At 76.6% G+C, this 16,236-nt stretch carries 15 protein-coding genes and 1 tRNA gene; 5 read left to right on the top strand and 11 right to left on the bottom strand.

Annotated features, from left to right (window positions below):
- Positions 1-455: hypothetical protein (locus ACFO3M_RS15320; protein WP_387990412.1), on the bottom strand; the 455-nt coding region annotated here is incomplete at its 3' end.
- Positions 456-619: 164 nt separating this feature from the next.
- On the opposite strand from ACFO3M_RS15320, the gene ACFO3M_RS15325 reads away from it, so the two are divergent.
- The gene (locus tag ACFO3M_RS15325) at positions 620-1,423 is read left to right on the top strand and encodes an endonuclease/exonuclease/phosphatase family protein (RefSeq protein WP_387990415.1); all 804 of its coding nucleotides are present in this window, start codon (positions 620-622) and stop codon (positions 1,421-1,423) included.
- 2 nt (positions 1,424-1,425) lie between these two features.
- On the opposite strand, the gene ACFO3M_RS15330 is transcribed toward ACFO3M_RS15325, so the two are convergent.
- Positions 1,426-1,905, bottom strand: coding sequence for an NUDIX domain-containing protein (locus ACFO3M_RS15330; protein WP_387990418.1), 480 nt, complete (start codon positions 1,903-1,905; stop codon positions 1,426-1,428).
- Between the two features lie 93 nt (positions 1,906-1,998).
- Between ACFO3M_RS15330 and ACFO3M_RS15335 the strand changes: the two genes are divergently transcribed.
- Together ACFO3M_RS15335 and ACFO3M_RS15340 are read left to right on the top strand one after the other, a co-directional pair.
- Entirely contained in the window at positions 1,999-2,457 is a 459-nt protein-coding gene (locus ACFO3M_RS15335) for a MaoC family dehydratase (RefSeq protein ID WP_387990421.1), read from the top strand.
- Positions 2,458-2,467: 10 nt separating this feature from the next.
- Complete coding sequence (locus ACFO3M_RS15340) at positions 2,468-3,037, top strand: LOG family protein (RefSeq protein ID WP_387990424.1); 570 nt, start codon at positions 2,468-2,470, stop codon at positions 3,035-3,037.
- On the opposite strand, the gene ACFO3M_RS15345 is transcribed toward ACFO3M_RS15340, so the two are convergent.
- Entirely contained in the window at positions 3,034-3,582 is a 549-nt protein-coding gene (locus ACFO3M_RS15345) for a mycothiol transferase (protein ID WP_387990427.1), read from the bottom strand. The genes ACFO3M_RS15340 and ACFO3M_RS15345 overlap by 4 nt on opposite strands.
- Positions 3,583-3,662: 80 nt before the next feature.
- Between ACFO3M_RS15345 and ACFO3M_RS15350 the strand changes: the two genes are divergently transcribed.
- The gene (locus ACFO3M_RS15350) at positions 3,663-4,772 is read left to right on the top strand and encodes an NAD(P)/FAD-dependent oxidoreductase (protein ID WP_387990429.1); all 1,110 of its coding nucleotides are present in this window, start codon (positions 3,663-3,665) and stop codon (positions 4,770-4,772) included.
- Between the two features lie 7 nt (positions 4,773-4,779).
- On the opposite strand, the gene ACFO3M_RS15355 is transcribed toward ACFO3M_RS15350, so the two are convergent.
- The 3 genes from ACFO3M_RS15355 to ACFO3M_RS15365 all read right to left on the bottom strand — a co-directional run bounded on the left by ACFO3M_RS15355 (position 4,780) and on the right by ACFO3M_RS15365 (position 8,660).
- Entirely contained in the window at positions 4,780-5,820 is a 1,041-nt protein-coding gene (locus ACFO3M_RS15355) for a GGDEF domain-containing protein (protein WP_387990431.1), read from the bottom strand.
- A gap of 103 nt (positions 5,821-5,923) precedes the next feature.
- Positions 5,924-8,482, bottom strand: coding sequence for an EAL domain-containing protein (locus ACFO3M_RS15360; protein ID WP_387990434.1), 2,559 nt, complete (start codon positions 8,480-8,482; stop codon positions 5,924-5,926).
- Positions 8,483-8,573: 91 nt separating this feature from the next.
- Positions 8,574-8,660: transfer RNA gene (locus ACFO3M_RS15365), tRNA-Ser, on the bottom strand.
- A gap of 214 nt (positions 8,661-8,874) precedes the next feature.
- On the opposite strand from ACFO3M_RS15365, the gene ACFO3M_RS15370 reads away from it, so the two are divergent.
- On the top strand, positions 8,875-10,638 hold the full coding sequence (locus ACFO3M_RS15370; RefSeq protein ID WP_387990437.1) for a helicase-related protein: 1,764 nt from the start codon (positions 8,875-8,877) through the stop codon (positions 10,636-10,638).
- A 4-nt stretch (positions 10,639-10,642) separates the two neighbouring features.
- On the opposite strand, the gene ACFO3M_RS15375 is transcribed toward ACFO3M_RS15370, so the two are convergent.
- From ACFO3M_RS15375 to ACFO3M_RS15395, 5 genes are read right to left on the bottom strand one after another with little or no spacing between them, the layout of a single operon-like run.
- Positions 10,643-11,710, bottom strand: coding sequence for an ABC transporter ATP-binding protein (locus tag ACFO3M_RS15375; protein ID WP_387990439.1), 1,068 nt, complete (start codon positions 11,708-11,710; stop codon positions 10,643-10,645).
- Positions 11,707-12,726 carry an ABC transporter ATP-binding protein gene (locus ACFO3M_RS15380; protein ID WP_387990442.1) on the bottom strand — a complete coding sequence of 340 codons (1,020 nt, stop codon included), beginning with the start codon at positions 12,724-12,726 and terminating at the stop codon, positions 11,707-11,709. The genes ACFO3M_RS15375 and ACFO3M_RS15380 overlap by 4 nt, the downstream gene beginning before the upstream one ends.
- Entirely contained in the window at positions 12,723-13,661 is a 939-nt protein-coding gene (locus ACFO3M_RS15385) for an ABC transporter permease (protein WP_387990445.1), read from the bottom strand. The genes ACFO3M_RS15380 and ACFO3M_RS15385 overlap by 4 nt, the downstream gene beginning before the upstream one ends.
- Positions 13,658-14,602 carry an ABC transporter permease gene (locus ACFO3M_RS15390; protein WP_387990698.1) on the bottom strand — a complete coding sequence of 315 codons (945 nt, stop codon included), beginning with the start codon at positions 14,600-14,602 and terminating at the stop codon, positions 13,658-13,660. Before ACFO3M_RS15390 ends, ACFO3M_RS15385 begins: the two co-directional genes overlap by 4 nt.
- A complete protein-coding gene (locus tag ACFO3M_RS15395) occupies positions 14,599-16,128 on the bottom strand; it encodes an ABC transporter substrate-binding protein (protein WP_387990447.1) in 1,530 nt (509 codons plus the stop codon). The genes ACFO3M_RS15390 and ACFO3M_RS15395 overlap by 4 nt, the downstream gene beginning before the upstream one ends.
- Positions 16,129-16,236: the final 108 nt, after the last annotated feature.

A 16,236-nucleotide genomic window follows, 5' to 3' on the forward strand; every position in this document is an offset into this window, starting at 1 on the left:
GGACGCGAGGTGCCGGCCGGGTCCGGGGCGGCGGGGTCGGCGGGAGCGGGGGCGGCGGGAGCGGGGGCGGCGGGCGCGGCGGCACCGGTCGTCGCGGCCGCGACCGAGCCGGCGATGCCGGTCAGCCCGGCGGAGGGCCCCGTGCCCGCGGTGGCGCGCTGCGACGAGACCGTGGTGCCGAAGCCCGGGAAGAGGAAGCCGTCGGGCGTGCCGGGGACGCCGAAGGACGGCGTCAGCCGGGCGTAGGTCGGGGGCTGCGCGACCGCGTCGTCGCCGGAGTAGACGCCCGTGCCGCGGTCGCCGGCCACGGCTCCCGAGACGTCCGCGCCGGCCGTGGCCATCAGCGGGGAGACGACGATCCCGGTGACGGCGAAGGACATGAGCACGCGCCACCAGAAGCGCTGCCCCGCGGTCTCGGGAGCCGGCTCGGCGGCGGCCGCCGGGTCCCCTGCCACGACGTCCTCCGTTGCGCGGTGCCGCGCGCCCATGGGTCGACCCCTCTCCGTCGAGGTGGTGAGACTGCCCTCACACGTCCGGTACAACGAAGTACCAGCCCGGTGGTTGCGCTGGCCAGCCGAGTCCCGCGCACGGGCGACCCGCCGCCGCTAGCGTCGGACCCGTGCCCGACGGCGCCGCCCTGCGCGTGGGCACCCTCAACCTCGCCTCCGGTCGCGGCGCCGACGGCCGCGCGCTGGCCCCGGCCGCGCTCGCCGCGGCGGTCGCCGGGTTCGACGTCGACGTGCTCGCCGTCCAGGAGGTCGACGTCGGCCAGCCCCGCTCGGGCGGCACCGACCAGGCCGCGGTGCTCGCCGGCGCGCTGGGCGCGGGCGACTGGCGGCACGCGGCCACGCTCACCGGGACGCCGAGCCCGTTCCGCGGCACGTGGTCCGCTGCCGACCCGCCCGGGCTGCGCGGGCCGGAGCGCGCGCCGGACGGCCCCGCGTACGGCGTCGCGCTGCTGGTCCGCCGCCCGGCGCGGGACTGGGCGGTGCTCGGGCTGGGGTCCGGCCGCGCCCGGCTGCCGCTGCGGGCGCCGGACCCGGCCACCGGCCGGCCGCGGCTGTGGTGGGTGCCCGACGAGCCGCGGGTCGCCATCGCCGCCTGCCTGGACGGGCTGACCGTGGTGGCCACCCACCTGTCGTTCTCGCCGCCGACGGCGGTGCGGCAGCTGCGCCGGCTGCGGCGCTGGGTGACGTCCCTGCCCGGGCCGGTGGTCGTCGCCGGCGACCTCAACCTGCCCGGCGGGCTGCCGGCGCGGCTGCTCGGCGCGACCGCACTCGTGCGGGAGGCGAGCTTCCCGGCGCACGGGCCGCGCCTGCAGCTGGACCACCTGCTCGCGCTGGGCCGGGTGACCGCCCGGGACGCCGCCGCCCACCGGCTGGGCGTGGGCGACCACCGGGCGCTGACCGTGACGGTCGGCTGAGCTCAGGCGGCGAGCAGCGGCCGCAGCCGGTCCATCGAGGCGGCCAGCCCTGGGTGCAGCGCGACCTGGTGCAGCGCGGCCAGCGGCACCCACGCGACGCCGGTGCTCTCGCCGTCGAGCCGCAGCCGCGACGGGTCGAGGTCGCCGACCGGGCGGGCCAGGACGGTCGTGTAGGCCCAGCCGCCGTGGTCGTCGACCGAGCGGGCGCCGAGCACGAGGTCGGCGGCGGCCAGCCCGAGCTCCTCCTCGACCTCCCGCAGCGCGCCCTGCTCGGGCGTCTCGTCCACGTGCAGCGCCCCGCCCGGCGTCCCCCACGTCCCGCCGTGGTGCGACCACAGGGCGCGGTGCTGCAGCAGCAGCTCGGGGCCGTCGCCGCCGTCGCGGTGCACCAGCAGGCCGGCCGCGCCGGCCCGGCCCCAGTGCCGGTGGCCCAGGGAGCAGGTGGTCCAGCCGTCGGTGGGGGTCAGACGGATGGTCGCCACCCGGACAAGTGAACCGCAGCCGGCGGGGGAGCCGGTGAACCGCACTGGCAGGATCCGGGAGGACGACCGGCGACGACGACGGAGGCACCCCGCATGGCGACCACGACGACGATGGCCGAGGTCCCGGGCCTCATCGGGCAGGAGCTGGGCACCAGCGACTGGTTCGAGGTCACGCAGGACCGGGTGGACACCTTCGCCGACGCGACCGGCGACCACCAGTGGATCCACGTCGACGTCGAGCGGGCGAAGGCCGAGAGCCCCTTCGGCGGGCCGATCGCGCACGGCTACCTCACGCTGTCGCTGCTCGTGCCGCTGTTCGCGCAGGTCTTCGCGGTCACCGACACCGCCATGGGCGTCAACTACGGCCTGAACAAGGTGCGCTTCCCCTCGCCGGTGCCGGTCGGCTCCCGCGTGCGGCTGACCGCCACCCTCAAGGACGTCGAGCAGGTCGCCGGCGGGCTGCAGCTGACCTTCTCCGCCGTCGTCGAGCGCGAGGGCAGCGAGAAGCCGGCCTGCACCGCCGAGCCGGTCTACCGCTACTACGGCGGCTAGCCACCAGCGCATGCGGATCGCCGTCTTCACCGGCAGCCGGCCCGGGCCGGAGTCGCACCGGAGGGCCGCCGCGCACCTGGCCACGGGCCTGGCCGAGGCCGGCGTCGGGGTCGTCTACGGCGGCGGGCACGTCGGGCTGATGGGCGTCGTCGCCGACGCCGCCCTGGCCGCCGGTGGCGAGGTGGTCGGGGTGATCGCCCAGCACCTCGTCGACGACGAGCTGGCCCACCCCGGCCTGCCGCGGCTGGAGGTCGTGGCCTCCATGCACGAGCGCAAGGCGCGGATGGCCGAGCTCTCCGACGCCTTCGTCGCGCTGCCCGGGGCCGCCGGCACGCTCGAGGAGCTCTTCGAGGCCTGGACCTGGGGGATGCTCGGCCTGCACGCCAAGCCGGTGGTGCTGCTCGACGTCGACGGGTTCTGGCAGCCGCTGCTCGCCCAGCTGGGCCGCATGGCCGACGACGGCTACCTCGAGCGGCGCCGGCTCGACGCGCTCGGTGTGGTCACCGACGCGGCCGGGCTGCTCGCCTTCGTCGAGGGCTACCAGCACCCGCCGCGGAAGTGGGCGCCCACCCCGCCCTAGGTCCAGGTCGGAGCGGCGGTGCCCTGCGCCTCGGCCTCCAGCTGCCAGGCGCCCTTGCCGTCGATCGACTCGCGGACGACGTCGGCGTGGCCGGCGTGCCGGGCCTGCTCCGCGATCTGGTGCAGGAGCAGCCAGCGGACGGTGGACACGGTGCCCCCGGGCAGCCAGCGCGCGACGCCGTCGGGGACCGCGACCACCCGGTCCAGGTCGCGCTCGGCGCGCACGACCTCCTCGGTCTCGCGCGCCACCTCCGCCTGCCGGTGCAGCAGGACCTCCACGGTCTCGCCGGGGACGACGGTGGACCCGGCCATCCACTCGGCCCGCGGATCGCCCTCCACCGCGTGCGGACGGCGCCCGACCCGCCCGGCCAGGTCGGCCCGCTCGCCCTGGGTCACGTGCTCGAGCAGCGCGGACAGCGACAGCTCGCTGGCGCTCGGGGTCGCGCGCGCCTGCTCTTCGGTGAGCCCGTACAGGGCGTTGCGCAGCGCGGTGCGCTGGTCGGCCAGCAGGCGCAGCAGCAGCTCGCGCTCGTCGGGTGCGGTCACCCGGCCACCCTGCGCCGGGACCGGGCGGCGGGACAGCGCCCGGCTGGCCGCCGGCCGCGGCGCTGCCTAGCGTCGCCCCCGTGGAGCGCTGGGACGTCGTCGTGGTCGGGGGCGGCCCGGCGGGCGCGGCGGCGGCGCTGGCCGCGCGGCGCGACGGCGCCTCGGTGCTCGTCCTCGACCGGGCCGACTTCCCGCGCGACAAGGTCTGCGGCGACGGCATCGCCCCCGAGGCACTCGACGTGCTCGCCGGGCTGGGCGCCGACGTCGCCGCGCTGACCGCCGGCTACGCGCCCGCGCCGCGGCTGTCCCTGCGCTCGCCCGGGGGCGCGGCGGTGGAGCGGGCCACGCACCGGCCGTCGTCGGTGGTGCCGCGCGCGGTGTTCGACGCCCGCGTGCTCGCCGCGGCCCTCGACGCGGGGGCGGTGTTCCGGCGGCACGCCGTCCGCCGGGTCACGCCGGGACCGGACGGCGTCGACGTCGACGGCGTGCTCACCGCCGGGGTGCTGGTCGGGGCCGACGGCGCGGAGTCCGTCGTGCGGCGGGCGCTGGGCCTGCCGCGCAACCCCGACGACCGGATGGCTGTGGCGCTGCGCGGCTACGCGCCCGAGCTGTCCGGCCAGGGCGGCACCCAGGTGCTGGTGACCACCGAGCAGCGCTGGCCTGCCTACGCGTGGTCGTTCCCGCTCGGCGACGGGCGGGCCAACGTCGGCTACGGCGAGCTGGTCTCCGGCGGGGCCACCCGGGCGGCGCTGGTGGAGGGGCTGCACCGGCTGCTGCCCGGGGTCGAGCCCGGGGGGCTGCGGGCGCACCGGCTGCCGCTGTCCACCGGCCGGCCGCGGCAGCCCGACGGGCGGGTGCTGCTGGCCGGCGACGCGGCGTCGCTGGTCAACCCGATGACCGGCGAGGGGATCTTCTACGCGGTGCTGTCCGGGGCGCTGGCCGGGGCGGCCGCGTCGGCGGGGGCGGCCGCGGGCGCGGTGCACCGGAGGGCGCTGCGGCGGCGGCTGGGCGCGCACCACCGGTCGGCGTCGGCGGCGTCGTGGGTCAGCCGGTGGCCCCGGGTGATGGACGCGGCGTTCCGCGCGGCGGCGGGCGACCAGCGGGTGTTCGACGACGTCGTGGCGCTGGGCCTGGCCGACGGCCGGCTCACCGCCCGCACGCTGGCGGCCGCGGCCCGGCACCTGCGCTGAGCCGCCGCTACGCGGGGGCGACCTCGACGCGGCCGCGGCCGGCGCGCTTGGCGCGGTACAGGGCCCGGTCGGCGGCGGCGTAGAACTCGCGCATCCCGACCGCGGCGCCGCGGGCGTGCGCCACCCCGACGCTCACCGACATCGCCAGCAGGCTGCCGTCGGGGAGCGCGAGCGGCGTGGACAGCACCGTCCCGAGCACCGACTCGGCGCGGGCGACGGCGACCTCGGCGGTGCACCCGGGCAGCAGGACGGCGAGCTCGTCGCCGCCCAGCCGGGACAGGACGGCGTCGCCGGCGCGGATCTGCCGCCGGATGATCCCGGCGAGGTGGACCAGCGCGTCGTCGCCGACGGGGTGGCCGTGCTGGTCGTTGATCTGCTTGAACGAGTCGACGTCGAGCAGCAGCAGGGCGGTGCCGTCGGCGCCGGCGGGGCCGGTGAGCGCGACGGCGAGCGCGTCGTCGAAGACCCGGCGGTTGACCAGGCCGGTGAGGGTGTCCACGGTGGCCTGTTGCTCCAGGGCCTCGACCAGCCGCTCCTGCACCGCGCCGGCCCGTTCCAGCATCACGGCGACCACGGCGAGCACGGTGCCGAGGAGGAGGGCGTCGCTGACCGCGTTCTCGACCGGCACCAGGTGCAGCAGCACGGTGGCGTTCGCCGCCACGGCCAGGGCCGTGACCAGCGTGACGGCCGCCCGCCGGAGGTGGGCGGCCGCCCACAGCACCGGGAACGCGAGGAAGGCCTGGGCGCCGGCCGACGGGTCCTCGGTCACGAGGTTCAGCCCCGCGACCAGCAGGACCCCGGTCACCGCGAGCAGGGGGAACACGCCAGAGCGGTCGAGCCGCTCGGGCGCGAGACGACGGCACGCGACGGCGCTCGCGACGAGGACGGCGACGACGATCCAGCACGCCGCCAGGGTCAGCGGCGAGGCGGCGTTCGCACCGAAACCGTTGACCGCGGCGAGGGCGCCCGCGGAGATGCCCAGCACGAGGACCAGCGAGCGGGCGGCGGCGCGCGGCTGCCGGGCTCTCAGTCCCCGGTGGATGGCCACACCCGCTCTTCGGCAGCAGCGGCCCCCGGGATGAGCCGACCCACCCACAGGGGTGAGAGGAACCCCGGCGGGTCCGCGGGACGCGCCGCGCACCTCCGCGGGGTCAGTCGCGCCGGTGCGCCTCGGCGGCCGCCGTCCGCACCACCGCCCGGAGCCGGTCGGCCAGGCCGGGCGGGCAGCAGTCGGGGTCGACGAGGACGTCGTCGGCGCCGGCCGTGAGCAGCCGCGCCCGGGTGGCCCGGTCGGCGTCGTCGCAGAGCACGAGGACGGCGGTCCCCGGCACGGCGCCCAGCTCCGCCATCCGGTCGACGGCGTCCCGGCCCCGGCCGGTCACGAGCAGGACGGCGTCGGCCTCCGGCGCGGCCGCCCCCGGCACGACGACGGGGAGGCCGTCGCGCAGCAGGACGCCGCGCAGCGCCCGGCTGCGGGCGTCGTCGGGCGCGGCGAGCAGCACGACGGGCTCCCGGCCCCGCCCCGCGGACCGGTCCCCGGCGGCCTGCAGGACGGCGCCGGCGGCGGCGACCGCGCCGGCCAGGTCCTCGGGCGGCACCGGACGGGCGAGGTGGTGGCCCTGCAAGTGGTCCACGCCGAGCTCGACCAGCCGGGCCGCCTGCACGCCGGTCTCCACGCCCTCGGCGGTGACCTCCAGGCCCAGGCAGTGCGCGAGCGTGACCATGGCGGTGAGGATCGGCTGGTCGTCGGCGCCGTCGCCGATCTGCTGCACGAACGAGCGGTCGATCTTGATGCCGTCGACGGGCAGGGCCTGCAGCCGGCCCAGGGAGGAGTAGCCGGTCCCGAAGTCGTCGATGGCCACCCGGATGCCCGCCGCCCGCAGCTCGTCGAGCTGGCCGACCACCCGGGGCCCGGCCTCGAGGAACACCGTCTCGGTCACCTCGAGCAGCAGCTGCCCGGGGCGCACGCCGGTGCCGGCCAGGACGCCGAGGACCGTCGTCGCGAAGTCCGGCTCCCGCAGCTGCACCGGCGAGACGTTGACCGACACCGACCGGCGCCGGTCCGCCGCCAGCCAGCCGGACAGCCGCAGGCACGCGGTGCGCAGCACCCGCTGGCCGAGCGCGCGCACGAGCCCGCTGCGCTCGGCGACGGGCAGGAACTCCGCCGGCAGCGCCAGGCCGCCGGGGCGCGGCCAGCGCACCAGCGCCTCGACCCGGGTGGCCGCGCGGGTGCGGACGTCGACCAGCGGCTGCAGGTGGACGACGAACCCGTCGTCCTCGAGCGCCTGCCGGAGGCCGTTCTCGACGTCGGCGCGGGCGAGGACCGCCGTCGACATGGTCGGGTCGAAGACCGCGTGCCGCCCCTTGCCGGCCTGCTTGGCGGCGTACATCGCGATGTCGGCCTGCTGCAGCAGCGCCTCGGCGGGGACGTGCTCGCCGCCGGCGCTGCGGGCCAGGCCGATGCTGCCGCTGGGCACCAGCTGCCGGTCGCCGAACCGGACCGGGGCGTCGAGGGCGGCGCTGATGCGCCGGGCCACCTGCTCGCCGTGGTCGGCCTCGGCCAGGACGACGGCGAACTCGTCCCCGCCGAGGCGGGCGACCGTGTCCTCGGGTCGGACGCACCGCGTGAGCCGCTCGGCGACCTCGACCAGCAGCCGGTCGCCGGCCTGGTGGCCCAGCACGTCGTTGACGTCCTTGAAGTCGTCGAGGTCGATCAGCAGCACGCTCACGCCGGCGGGCGACCGCGCCTCGAGGGCGTGGGCCAGCCGGTCGGCGAACAGCGCCCGGTTGGCCAGGCCGGTGAGCGGGTCGGTGAAGGCCAGCCGGCGCAGCTGCTCGGCCTGCGCGGCCTGCTCCGCGGCGGCCCGGGCGGCCGCCAGCTCGGCCGCCTTGCGCTCGGTGACGTCGGTGGCGGTGCCGTGGACGCGCACCTCCGCGCCGTGTGCGTCCCGCTCGACGGCGGCGCGGCAGGCCACCCAGCCGGTGGTGCCGTCGGCGCGCAGCACCCGGTGCTCGAGGCCGTACTCCTCCCGGCCGGCGCGGACGTCGGCGAGCAGCCGCACCAGCTCGGCCCGGTCCTCGGGGTGCACCCGCGCCAGGTAGCCCTCGACGGTGGGCACCAGCGCGTCCGGCGGCACGCCGAAGATGCGGTACATCTCGTCGGACCAGGTCACCGTGTCGGTGACGACGTCCCAGTCCCACCGGCCCAGCCGCGCCACCCGCTGCGCCTCCAGCAGCCGCCGCTCGCTCTCCTGCAGGCGCGCCTCGATCGCCACCCGCTCGCTGATGTCCTGCGCCGTGCCGACCAGGAGCACGGCGTCGCCCGCCTCGTCCCGGGTGACCGACCCGCGGGCGCGCACCCAGATGAGCGCGCCGTCGCCGCAGACGACCCGGTGGTCGAAGTCGAACACCCCGCCCGCGCCGAGGGCGGAGAGGATGGCCTGCTCGGCGCGGCTCCGGTCGTCGGGGTGCACCATCTGCATGCAGAGCTCGAAGGTCGGCGTCACCACGGCGGGGTCGAGCCGGTAGACGGCGAACAGCTCGTCGCTGAAGGTCACCGCGCCGGTGCGGACGTCCCACTCCCAGCTGCCCATCGCGGCCAGCCGCTGCGCCTCGGCGAGCCAGCGCCGGCTGCGGGCCAGCGCGAGGACCGGGTCCTCGGGCGCGGGGTCCTCGGGCGCGGGGTCCTCCGGCGCCACGCCTCCGCTCATGCCACTCCCCGGACCGGTCCGACTCGGATCTCGTGCGGAGGGGCAGGTTAAGGGACGGAGGGGCGCGCAGCACCCGGTCGGTGCGCGCGAGCGGAGGGCGTGGGATTCGAACCCACGATGGGTTTGACCCCATAGCGGTTTTCAAGACCGCCGCCATCGGCCACTAGGCGAGCCCTCCCGGCAGGTGGAGGCTAACCCGCCCCGCCGGGCGGACCCACCCGGGACGCCCCGCGCTGTGCGCCCCGCCGCGGCCGCGCCGGGCATGATCCGGGACCGGACGGTGTTGTCCCCCCGACCCGGTCCGCGGCTCCGTCGCGTCGACCCCGCCCCGCACGCCGATCGAAGGACACCCCCTGCCCGAGACCGCTCCCCCGCCGTCCACCCGCCGCCGGGTGCGGCGCCCCGCCGTCGAGCGCCCTCCCGTCCCCACGACGGCGGACCGCGCCGCCGAGCGCGATGCCGCCCGCGCCGAGCGGCGCGCCCAGCAGCTGTGGGTCGAGGACGCCGCGCCGGAACTGCCCGTCCGCACGACCCCGCCGCGGCGGGTCGTGTTCCACCTCGGCCCGACCAACTCGGGCAAGACCCACGAGTCGCTGCAGGCGCTGGCCGCCACCGGCTCCGGCGTCTACGCCGCGCCGCTGCGCCAGCTCGCCCACGAGGCCTACGCCAAGCTCGCCGCGGGCCTGCCCGAGGGCGCCGTCGGCCTGTCCACCGGCGAGGAGGAGGTCCACCCGCAGGCGGCGATCCTCTGCTGCACGGTGGAGAAGGCGCCGATGCGCGGCGAGCTGCTCGTCCTCGACGAGTCGCACTGGATCGCCGACCCCGACCGCGGCCACCACTGGGCCCGGCTGCTGCTCACCGGCGAGTACCGCGAGATGCACCTGATCGCGGCCGCCGAGGCCCACCCGCAGCTGGCGCCGCTGGTGTCCGACGCCGGCGACGTCGAGGTCGTCCACCACCGGCGGCTGTCCCGGCTCGACGTCCTGCGCGCGCCGGTGCGCACCCCGCGCGTCCGCCCGCAGACCCTCGTCGTCGCCTTCTCCCGCAAGACCGTCTACGCCGTCGCCGCCGAGCTCGACCGGCACCGGCCCGGGAAGGTGGGCGTCCTCTACGGCGCGCTGCCCCCGGCCACCCGGCGCGAGGTCATCGAGCGGTTCACCACCGGCGAGCTCGACGTCCTCGTCACCACCGACGTCATCGGCCACGGCATCAACGTCCCCGCGACGACCGTGCTGTTCGCCGAGACGACGAAGTTCGACGGCACCGAGCTGCGGCCGCTGCGCAGCTGGGAGGCCGCGCAGATCGCCGGGCGGGCCGGCCGCTACGGCCTGACCGGGCACGGGACGGTCGGCGTCCTGGCCGGCGTGCCCGGGCTGCGGCCGTCGGCGGCGCTCGTGGCCGTCGGCGCCGAGGTGGCCCGCGGCGAGCGGGTCAGCGACCTGCCGGCCCGCGGGGCGCGGCTGCGCCCGGAGCTCGAGGACCTCGGCGCCTTCGAGGCGGCCGACCTGCCCGAGGCGCTGGTCCGCTGGGAGGCCTGGGCGCACACGGCGACCCGCGACCGGGCGATGACCCCGGACGACGTCGGCGAGCTGGTGCTGCGGGTGCGGGCGCTGCTGCCGCTGCTGCGCGGGCCGCTCGGCGCCGTGGGCGACCTGCGCACCGTCTGGCGCCTGGTGCAGCTGCCGATCGACTACGAGCCGCCGCGGCGCACCCGCTGGCTGGTGCTCGCCCGCGCCGCGCTGCGGCACGCCGCGGGCCTGCCGGTGCGGCCGGAGCTGGTGCTGCCCGACGTCCCGGTCGGCGGGAGCGTCGAGGAGTTCGAGCAGGCCGCCGCGGCCGCGCGCGACGCCCAGGCGCTGCTGCGGCAGTTCCCCGGGGTCGCGGACCTGGACGCCGACGACGCCGCCTGGGTCGAGGAGGAGTGCGCCGAGGCGATCAGCGAGCTCCTGCCCGACGCCATCGCGGTCAGCCGGTCCAGCGCCTGCGCCGAGTGCGGCACCGCCATCGCCCCGTGGTTCTCCACCTGCCGCCCGTGCAGCGCGCCGCGCGGGCGGGGCCGGGACGGCCACCCCCGCGCCGGCGGCCGGGACGGGCGGCGGGCTCCCCGCTCGGGCTCCCGCCAGGGCCGGCGCCCCACCCGCAGCGGCCGCGGCTGACGGGTCAGGTCGCCGGGTCGCCCGCGGTGACCGGCTCGTCGGGCCGCTCGCGCTGCACCGGCTTCCCGACGACGCCGTGCAGGTGGCAGGCGGCGACGTGCCCCGGTGCCGAGCCGACCGGCTGCAGCGCCGGGTCGACGTCCGGGCAGGGCTCGAACACGTCGGGACAGCGGGTGCGGAACCGGCAGCCGCTGGGCACCCGCGCCGGTGAGGGGACGTCGCCGCGCAGCACGATCCGCTGCCGGGACCGCTCCAGCGCCGGGTGCGGCAGCGGCACCGCCGACAGCAGCGCCCGCGTATAGGGCATCTGCGGCTCGGCGGCGACGGCGGCCGCGGGCCCGACCTCGACCACCCGGCCCAGGTACATCACCGCGATCCGGTCGGACACGTGCCGCACCGCCGACAGGTCGTGCGAGACGAACAGCAGCGTGAGGCCGAGCTGCCGCTGCAGCCGCCGCAGCAGGTTGAGCACCTGCGCCTGCACGCTGACGTCGAGGGAGGCGATCGCCTCGTCGCAGACCAGGAAGTCCGGCTCGCCAGCGAGTGCGCGGGCGATGCCGACCCGCTGCCGCTGGCCGCCGGAGAACTCGTGCGGGTAGCGGGCGGCCACCGCCGGGTCCAGGCCGACCAGCTCGAGCAGCTCGCGCACCCGCGCGGCCCGCGCCTGCCGCCCCGGGTGCAGGCCGTGGACCTCCAGCGGCTCGGCCACCGTCTGCGCCACCGTGCGCCGCGGGTCGAGGGAGGCGAACGGGTCCTGGAACACCATCCCGGCCCGGCGCCGCAGCTCGCGCAGCTCCTTCCTGCCCATCGCGGTGACGTCCGTGCCGTCGAAGGTGACCGTGCCGCCGGTCGGCGGGACCAGCCGCAGCAGCGCGTTGCCCAGCGTGGACTTCCCGCAGCCGGACTCCCCCACCAGGCCCAGCGTCTCGCCGCGGTACACGTCGAGGTCCACGCCGTCGACGGCGCGCAGCACGCCGGTGGTGCGGCGCAGCACCCCGCCCGAGCGGACCGGGAAGTGCACCTCCAGGCCCCGCGCGGAGACCAGGACCTCCCGCTTCGTCGTCGACGTCACGACGCCTCCCCTTCCGCACACCAGGTGGCCGCCCGGTGCGGCAGCCCCGCGCGCCCGGACCCGACGACGGCCAGCGGCGGCTGCTCGGTCTCGCAGCGGGCGTCGCCGCGCACGGGGCAGCGCGGCCAGAACACGCAGCCGGCGGGCAGGTCGGTGGGCGCGGGCGGCGTCCCGGGGATGGTGGCCAGGTCACCGCCGTCGTCGGCGGCGAGGTCGGGCAGCGCGCCGAGCAGGCCGCGGGTGTAGGGGTGCACCGGCCGCTCGAGGACGTCGTCGACCGTGCCGTCCTCCACGCAGCGCCCGCCGTACATGACCAGCACCCGGTCGGCGACGCCGGCGACGACGCCGAGGTCGTGGGTGATCCAGATGACGCCGGTGCCGTGGTCGGCCTGCAGCCGCTCGACCAGGTCCAGGATCTGCGCCTGCACGGTGACGTCGAGCGCCGTCGTCGCCTCGTCGGCGATGAGCAGCGACGGCGAGTTGGCCAGCGCGATCGCGATGACCACCCGCTGCCGCATGCCGCCGGACAGCTCGTGGGGGTAGCGGTCCACCGCGCGGTCCGGGTCGGGCAGGCCCACCTCGCCGAGCAGCTCCACCGCGCGCGCCCGGGCCGCGGCCTTCGACACCGCCCCGTGCGCGCGGATGCCCTCGGTGAGTTGGCGGCCCACGGTGAGCACCGGGTTGAGCGAGGTCATCGGGTCCTGGAAGACCATGCCGACGCCGGGCCCGCGGACCTGCCGCAGCCGGTCGGGGGACATGGTGAGCAGGTCCTCGCCCCGCAGCAGCGCCCGGCCGGTCACCGTGGCCGTCCGCGCCGGCAGCAGGCCCATCAGCGCGAGCACCGAGACACTCTTGCCGCTGCCGGACTCCCCGACGACGGCCACCGTCTCACCCGGCCCGACGGTGTAGCTCAGGCCGTTGACGACGTGCGCCGTCCCGCGCGGGGTGCGCAGGTCCACCCGCAGGTCCTCGACCTCCAGGACCGGTTCCACCGCGGGCTCGGGCAGGGCGCTCACCGTCCGCCTCCGGCCATGAGGGTGCGCTGCCGCGGGTCGAGGACGTCGCGCAGCCCGTCGCCGAGCAGGTTGAAGCACAGCACCGTGACGACGATCGCCAGGCCCGGGAAGACCGTGTACCACCAGGCCTGCTCGATGAAGCCGCGGCCGTCGGCGAGCATCAGCCCCCACGACGGGTTGGGCCGGCGCGGGCCCAGGCCGAGAAAGGACAGCGCCGCCTCGGCCAGCACCGCGAAGGCCAGGCTGATCGAGGTCTGCACGATGATCGGCGGCGCGGCGTTCGGCAGCACGTGCCGGGTGATCAGCCGCCAGTCCGAGGCGCCGACCGAGCGCGAGGCCCGCACGTACACCTCCTCGCGCACACCGAGCACGCTGGCGCGGGTGACCCGGGCGAAGATCGGCACGTAGACGATGCCGATCGCGAGGATCGCGTTGGCCGGCCCGGCGCCGCGGATGGCCACGATCGCGATGGCCAGCAGCACCGCCGGGAAGGCGAACAGCACGTCCATCAGCCGCATCAGCGTGTCGTCGACCCACCGGCCGTAGTAGCCGGCGAGCAGGCCGATGAGCGTGCCGACGACCAGGGCGAACGCGACCGACAGGAACCCGACCCGCAGCGACGTCGCCGCGCCCAGGATCACCCGGCTGAGGATGTCGCGGCCGAACTCGTCGGTGCCGAACGGGTGGTCCCAGCTCGGCGGCTGCAGCTGCAGCGACGGGTCCTGCTCGTTGGGACCGTCGGGGGCGAGCGTCTCGTCGAAGACCGCCATCAGCACGATCAGGAGCAGGACCACGGCCGAGACGGCGGCGGTCGGGTTGCGGGCCAGCAGGCCGAGCGTCTCCCGCCAGCGGGGGCGTGGCGGGGCCGCCGTCGGCAGCGGCTCGGCGGGCGGGGGGGCGGCCGGGGTGGCGCCCGGCGTCGGCAGCTGCGTCATCGGCGGGCGATCCTCGGGTCGATGCGGCTGTAGAGCAGGTCCACCAGCAGGTTGATGACGAGGAAGACCAGGGCGAACAGGAGGACGGCGCCCTGCAGCACGGGGAAGTCCCGGTCGCGCACCGCCTGGTAGGCCAGCTGCCCCAGCCCCGGCCAGGAGAAGACGATCTCCACGACGACGACGCCGGACAGCAGGTAGGCCAGCTGCACGCCGGTGACCGTGACCAGGGGCAGGAGGGCGTTGCGCAGCACGTGCCAGGTCAGCACCTGGCGGGTCCCGACGCCCTTGGCCTGCGCCGTCCGCACGTGGTCGGAGCCCAGCGCCTCGAGCATGCTCGACCGGACGAACCGGGTGATCACCGAGCCCGAGACGACGCCGGTGGCGACCGCCGGCAGCACCAGCCGCTGCGCCCAGCCCAGCGGGTCCTCGGTCAGCGGGACGTAACCGCCCGAGGGCAGCCAGCCCAGCGTCCCGGCGAACACCAGGATCAGCATGATCGACAGCCAGAAGTCCGGCACCGAGATGCCGAACTGGCTGACGACGGTGGCCAGCCGGTCGACGAACGACCGCGGGTGCAGCGCCGAGAGCATCCCGAGCGGCAGCGCGATGACCAGCGCGACCAGCAGGGACGCGAAGGCCAGCGTCAGCGTGGCCGGCAGCCGCTCGGCGATCAGCGAGGTGACCGTCTCGCCGCTGCGGAAGCTGACCCCGAGGTCACCGGTGACCGCCCGCCCGGCCCAGGTGAAGTACTGCTGGACCAGGGGGAGGTCCAGCCCGCTGCGCTCCCGCAGGGCGTCGTAGGTCTCCTGGGAGAACCGCGTGCCGAGGGCCAGGCGGATCGGGTCGCCCCGCACGAGGTGGATGAGGGAGAAGACCAGGACGCTCACGCCGGCCAGGACCACGATCGCCTGGCCGGCCCGCCGGAGCAGGTACCCGGTCAGGGCAGCTCCACGTTCTCGAAGTCGATCGCCGCGTCGGCCCGCACCTGGTAGCCGGTCAGCCCCGGCACCCAGGCCTGCACCTCGTCGGGGTTGTAGAGGTACAGGTAGCTGACGTCGTCGACGATGATCCGCGCGGCCTCGTCGTAGAGGCCCTTGCGGGTGGCCTGGTCCGGCTCCGTGGCGGCGCGGGTGAGCAGGTCGTCGACCTGCGGGTTGCTGTAGCCCTGGTAGTTGCTGCCGCCGGTGGACAGGTGCTGGTTCTCGTAGAAGTCGGCCGGGTCGATGTTGCCGATCCAGCTGAGCATGAAGGCGTCGAAGTCGCCCTGGGACTGCCGGTCCAGCCAGGTGGCGAAGTCCTCCTCCTGGATCTCCACCTGGATGCCGATCGGCTCGAGCTCGCTGGCGATCACCTGGGCGGCGGCCACCGTCTCCGGGTACTCGTCGGTGACCATCAGCCCCATCGTCAGCGGCGTCTGCACGCCGGCCTGGGCCAGCAGCTGCCGGGCGGCCTCCTCGTCCGGGGTGAACGGCGCGTAGTCCAGGTACCAGGGGCTGCCCTCGGGGATGGCCGTCTGGTTGGGCTGCGCGGCGCCGAAGCGGGCGGCCTGGGTGATCTCGTCGCGGTCCAGCGCGGTGGCGATCGCCCGGCGCACGTCCCGGTTGTCGAACGGCGGGACGGCGTAGTTCATCGACAGGTAGAAGTACTCGACGCTGGTGACCGAGCCGAGCTCGACCGCCTCGTCGTCCTCGAGGTCCGCCACGTTCTGCGGCGGGACGTTGTCGGTCCACTGGACCTCGCCGTTGCGCAGCGCGGTCAGCGCGGAGCTGGGCTCGGCGATGTAGCGGAACTCGACGCCGTCGATGGCCGGCGCCCCGCCCCAGTGGTCGTCGAAGGTGGTGAGGGTGGTGGCGTTGGCGTCGGAGCTCTCCAGCCGGAACGGGCCGGTGCCGTTGGCCTCGCTCTGCAGGTCGAACTCCTCGGCGGCGTTCTCCGAGACGATCGCCATGCCCTTGAACGACCCGATGAGCTCGAGCAGGTTCGGCGTCGGCCGGGTCAGGGTGATGACGACGGTCCGCGGGTCGGGCGCCTGCACGTCGGCGACCGTGGCGAAGCGGTAGGCGTTGGACAGCTCCTCGTCGATGATCCGCCGGTAGCTGTAGACGACGTCGGCGGAGTCGAACTCGCTGCCGTCGTGGAAGGTGACGCCGTCCCGGAGGGTGAAGGTCCAGGTCAGCCCGTCGGGGCTGGTCGTCCACGACTCGGCCAGGCTCGGCTGCATCGTGAGGTCCTCGGCGCTGGGGACGACGAGGGTGTCGTAGACGTTCTCCAGCACCTGGAAGCTCGCGTAGGCGTTGGTGACGTGCGGGTCGAACTGGTCGGGCTCGGCGCTCACCGCGGCGACCAGGACGTCGTCGCCTCCCCCGCCGCCGCCTCCTCCTCCGGTGTCGACGCTCTCCCCGCCGCCGCAGGCGGAGAGGACGAGGGCCGCCGCGGCGGCGAGGGGCAGGAGCCGGTTCGTGCGCACGGGGACCTCCGCGGGGCTCGGTGTCGTCGCTCGGTGTCGTCTCCGCCCCGACCCTGGCCCTGTCCCGCCGTCCCCGCAGTTCGAGACGGTGATCGTTACGTTTCCTCG

Origin of the sequence: Geodermatophilus arenarius, from assembly GCF_042654585.1 — a bacterium.
GTDB classification, from domain to species: domain Bacteria; phylum Actinomycetota; class Actinomycetes; order Mycobacteriales; family Geodermatophilaceae; genus Geodermatophilus; species Geodermatophilus arenarius.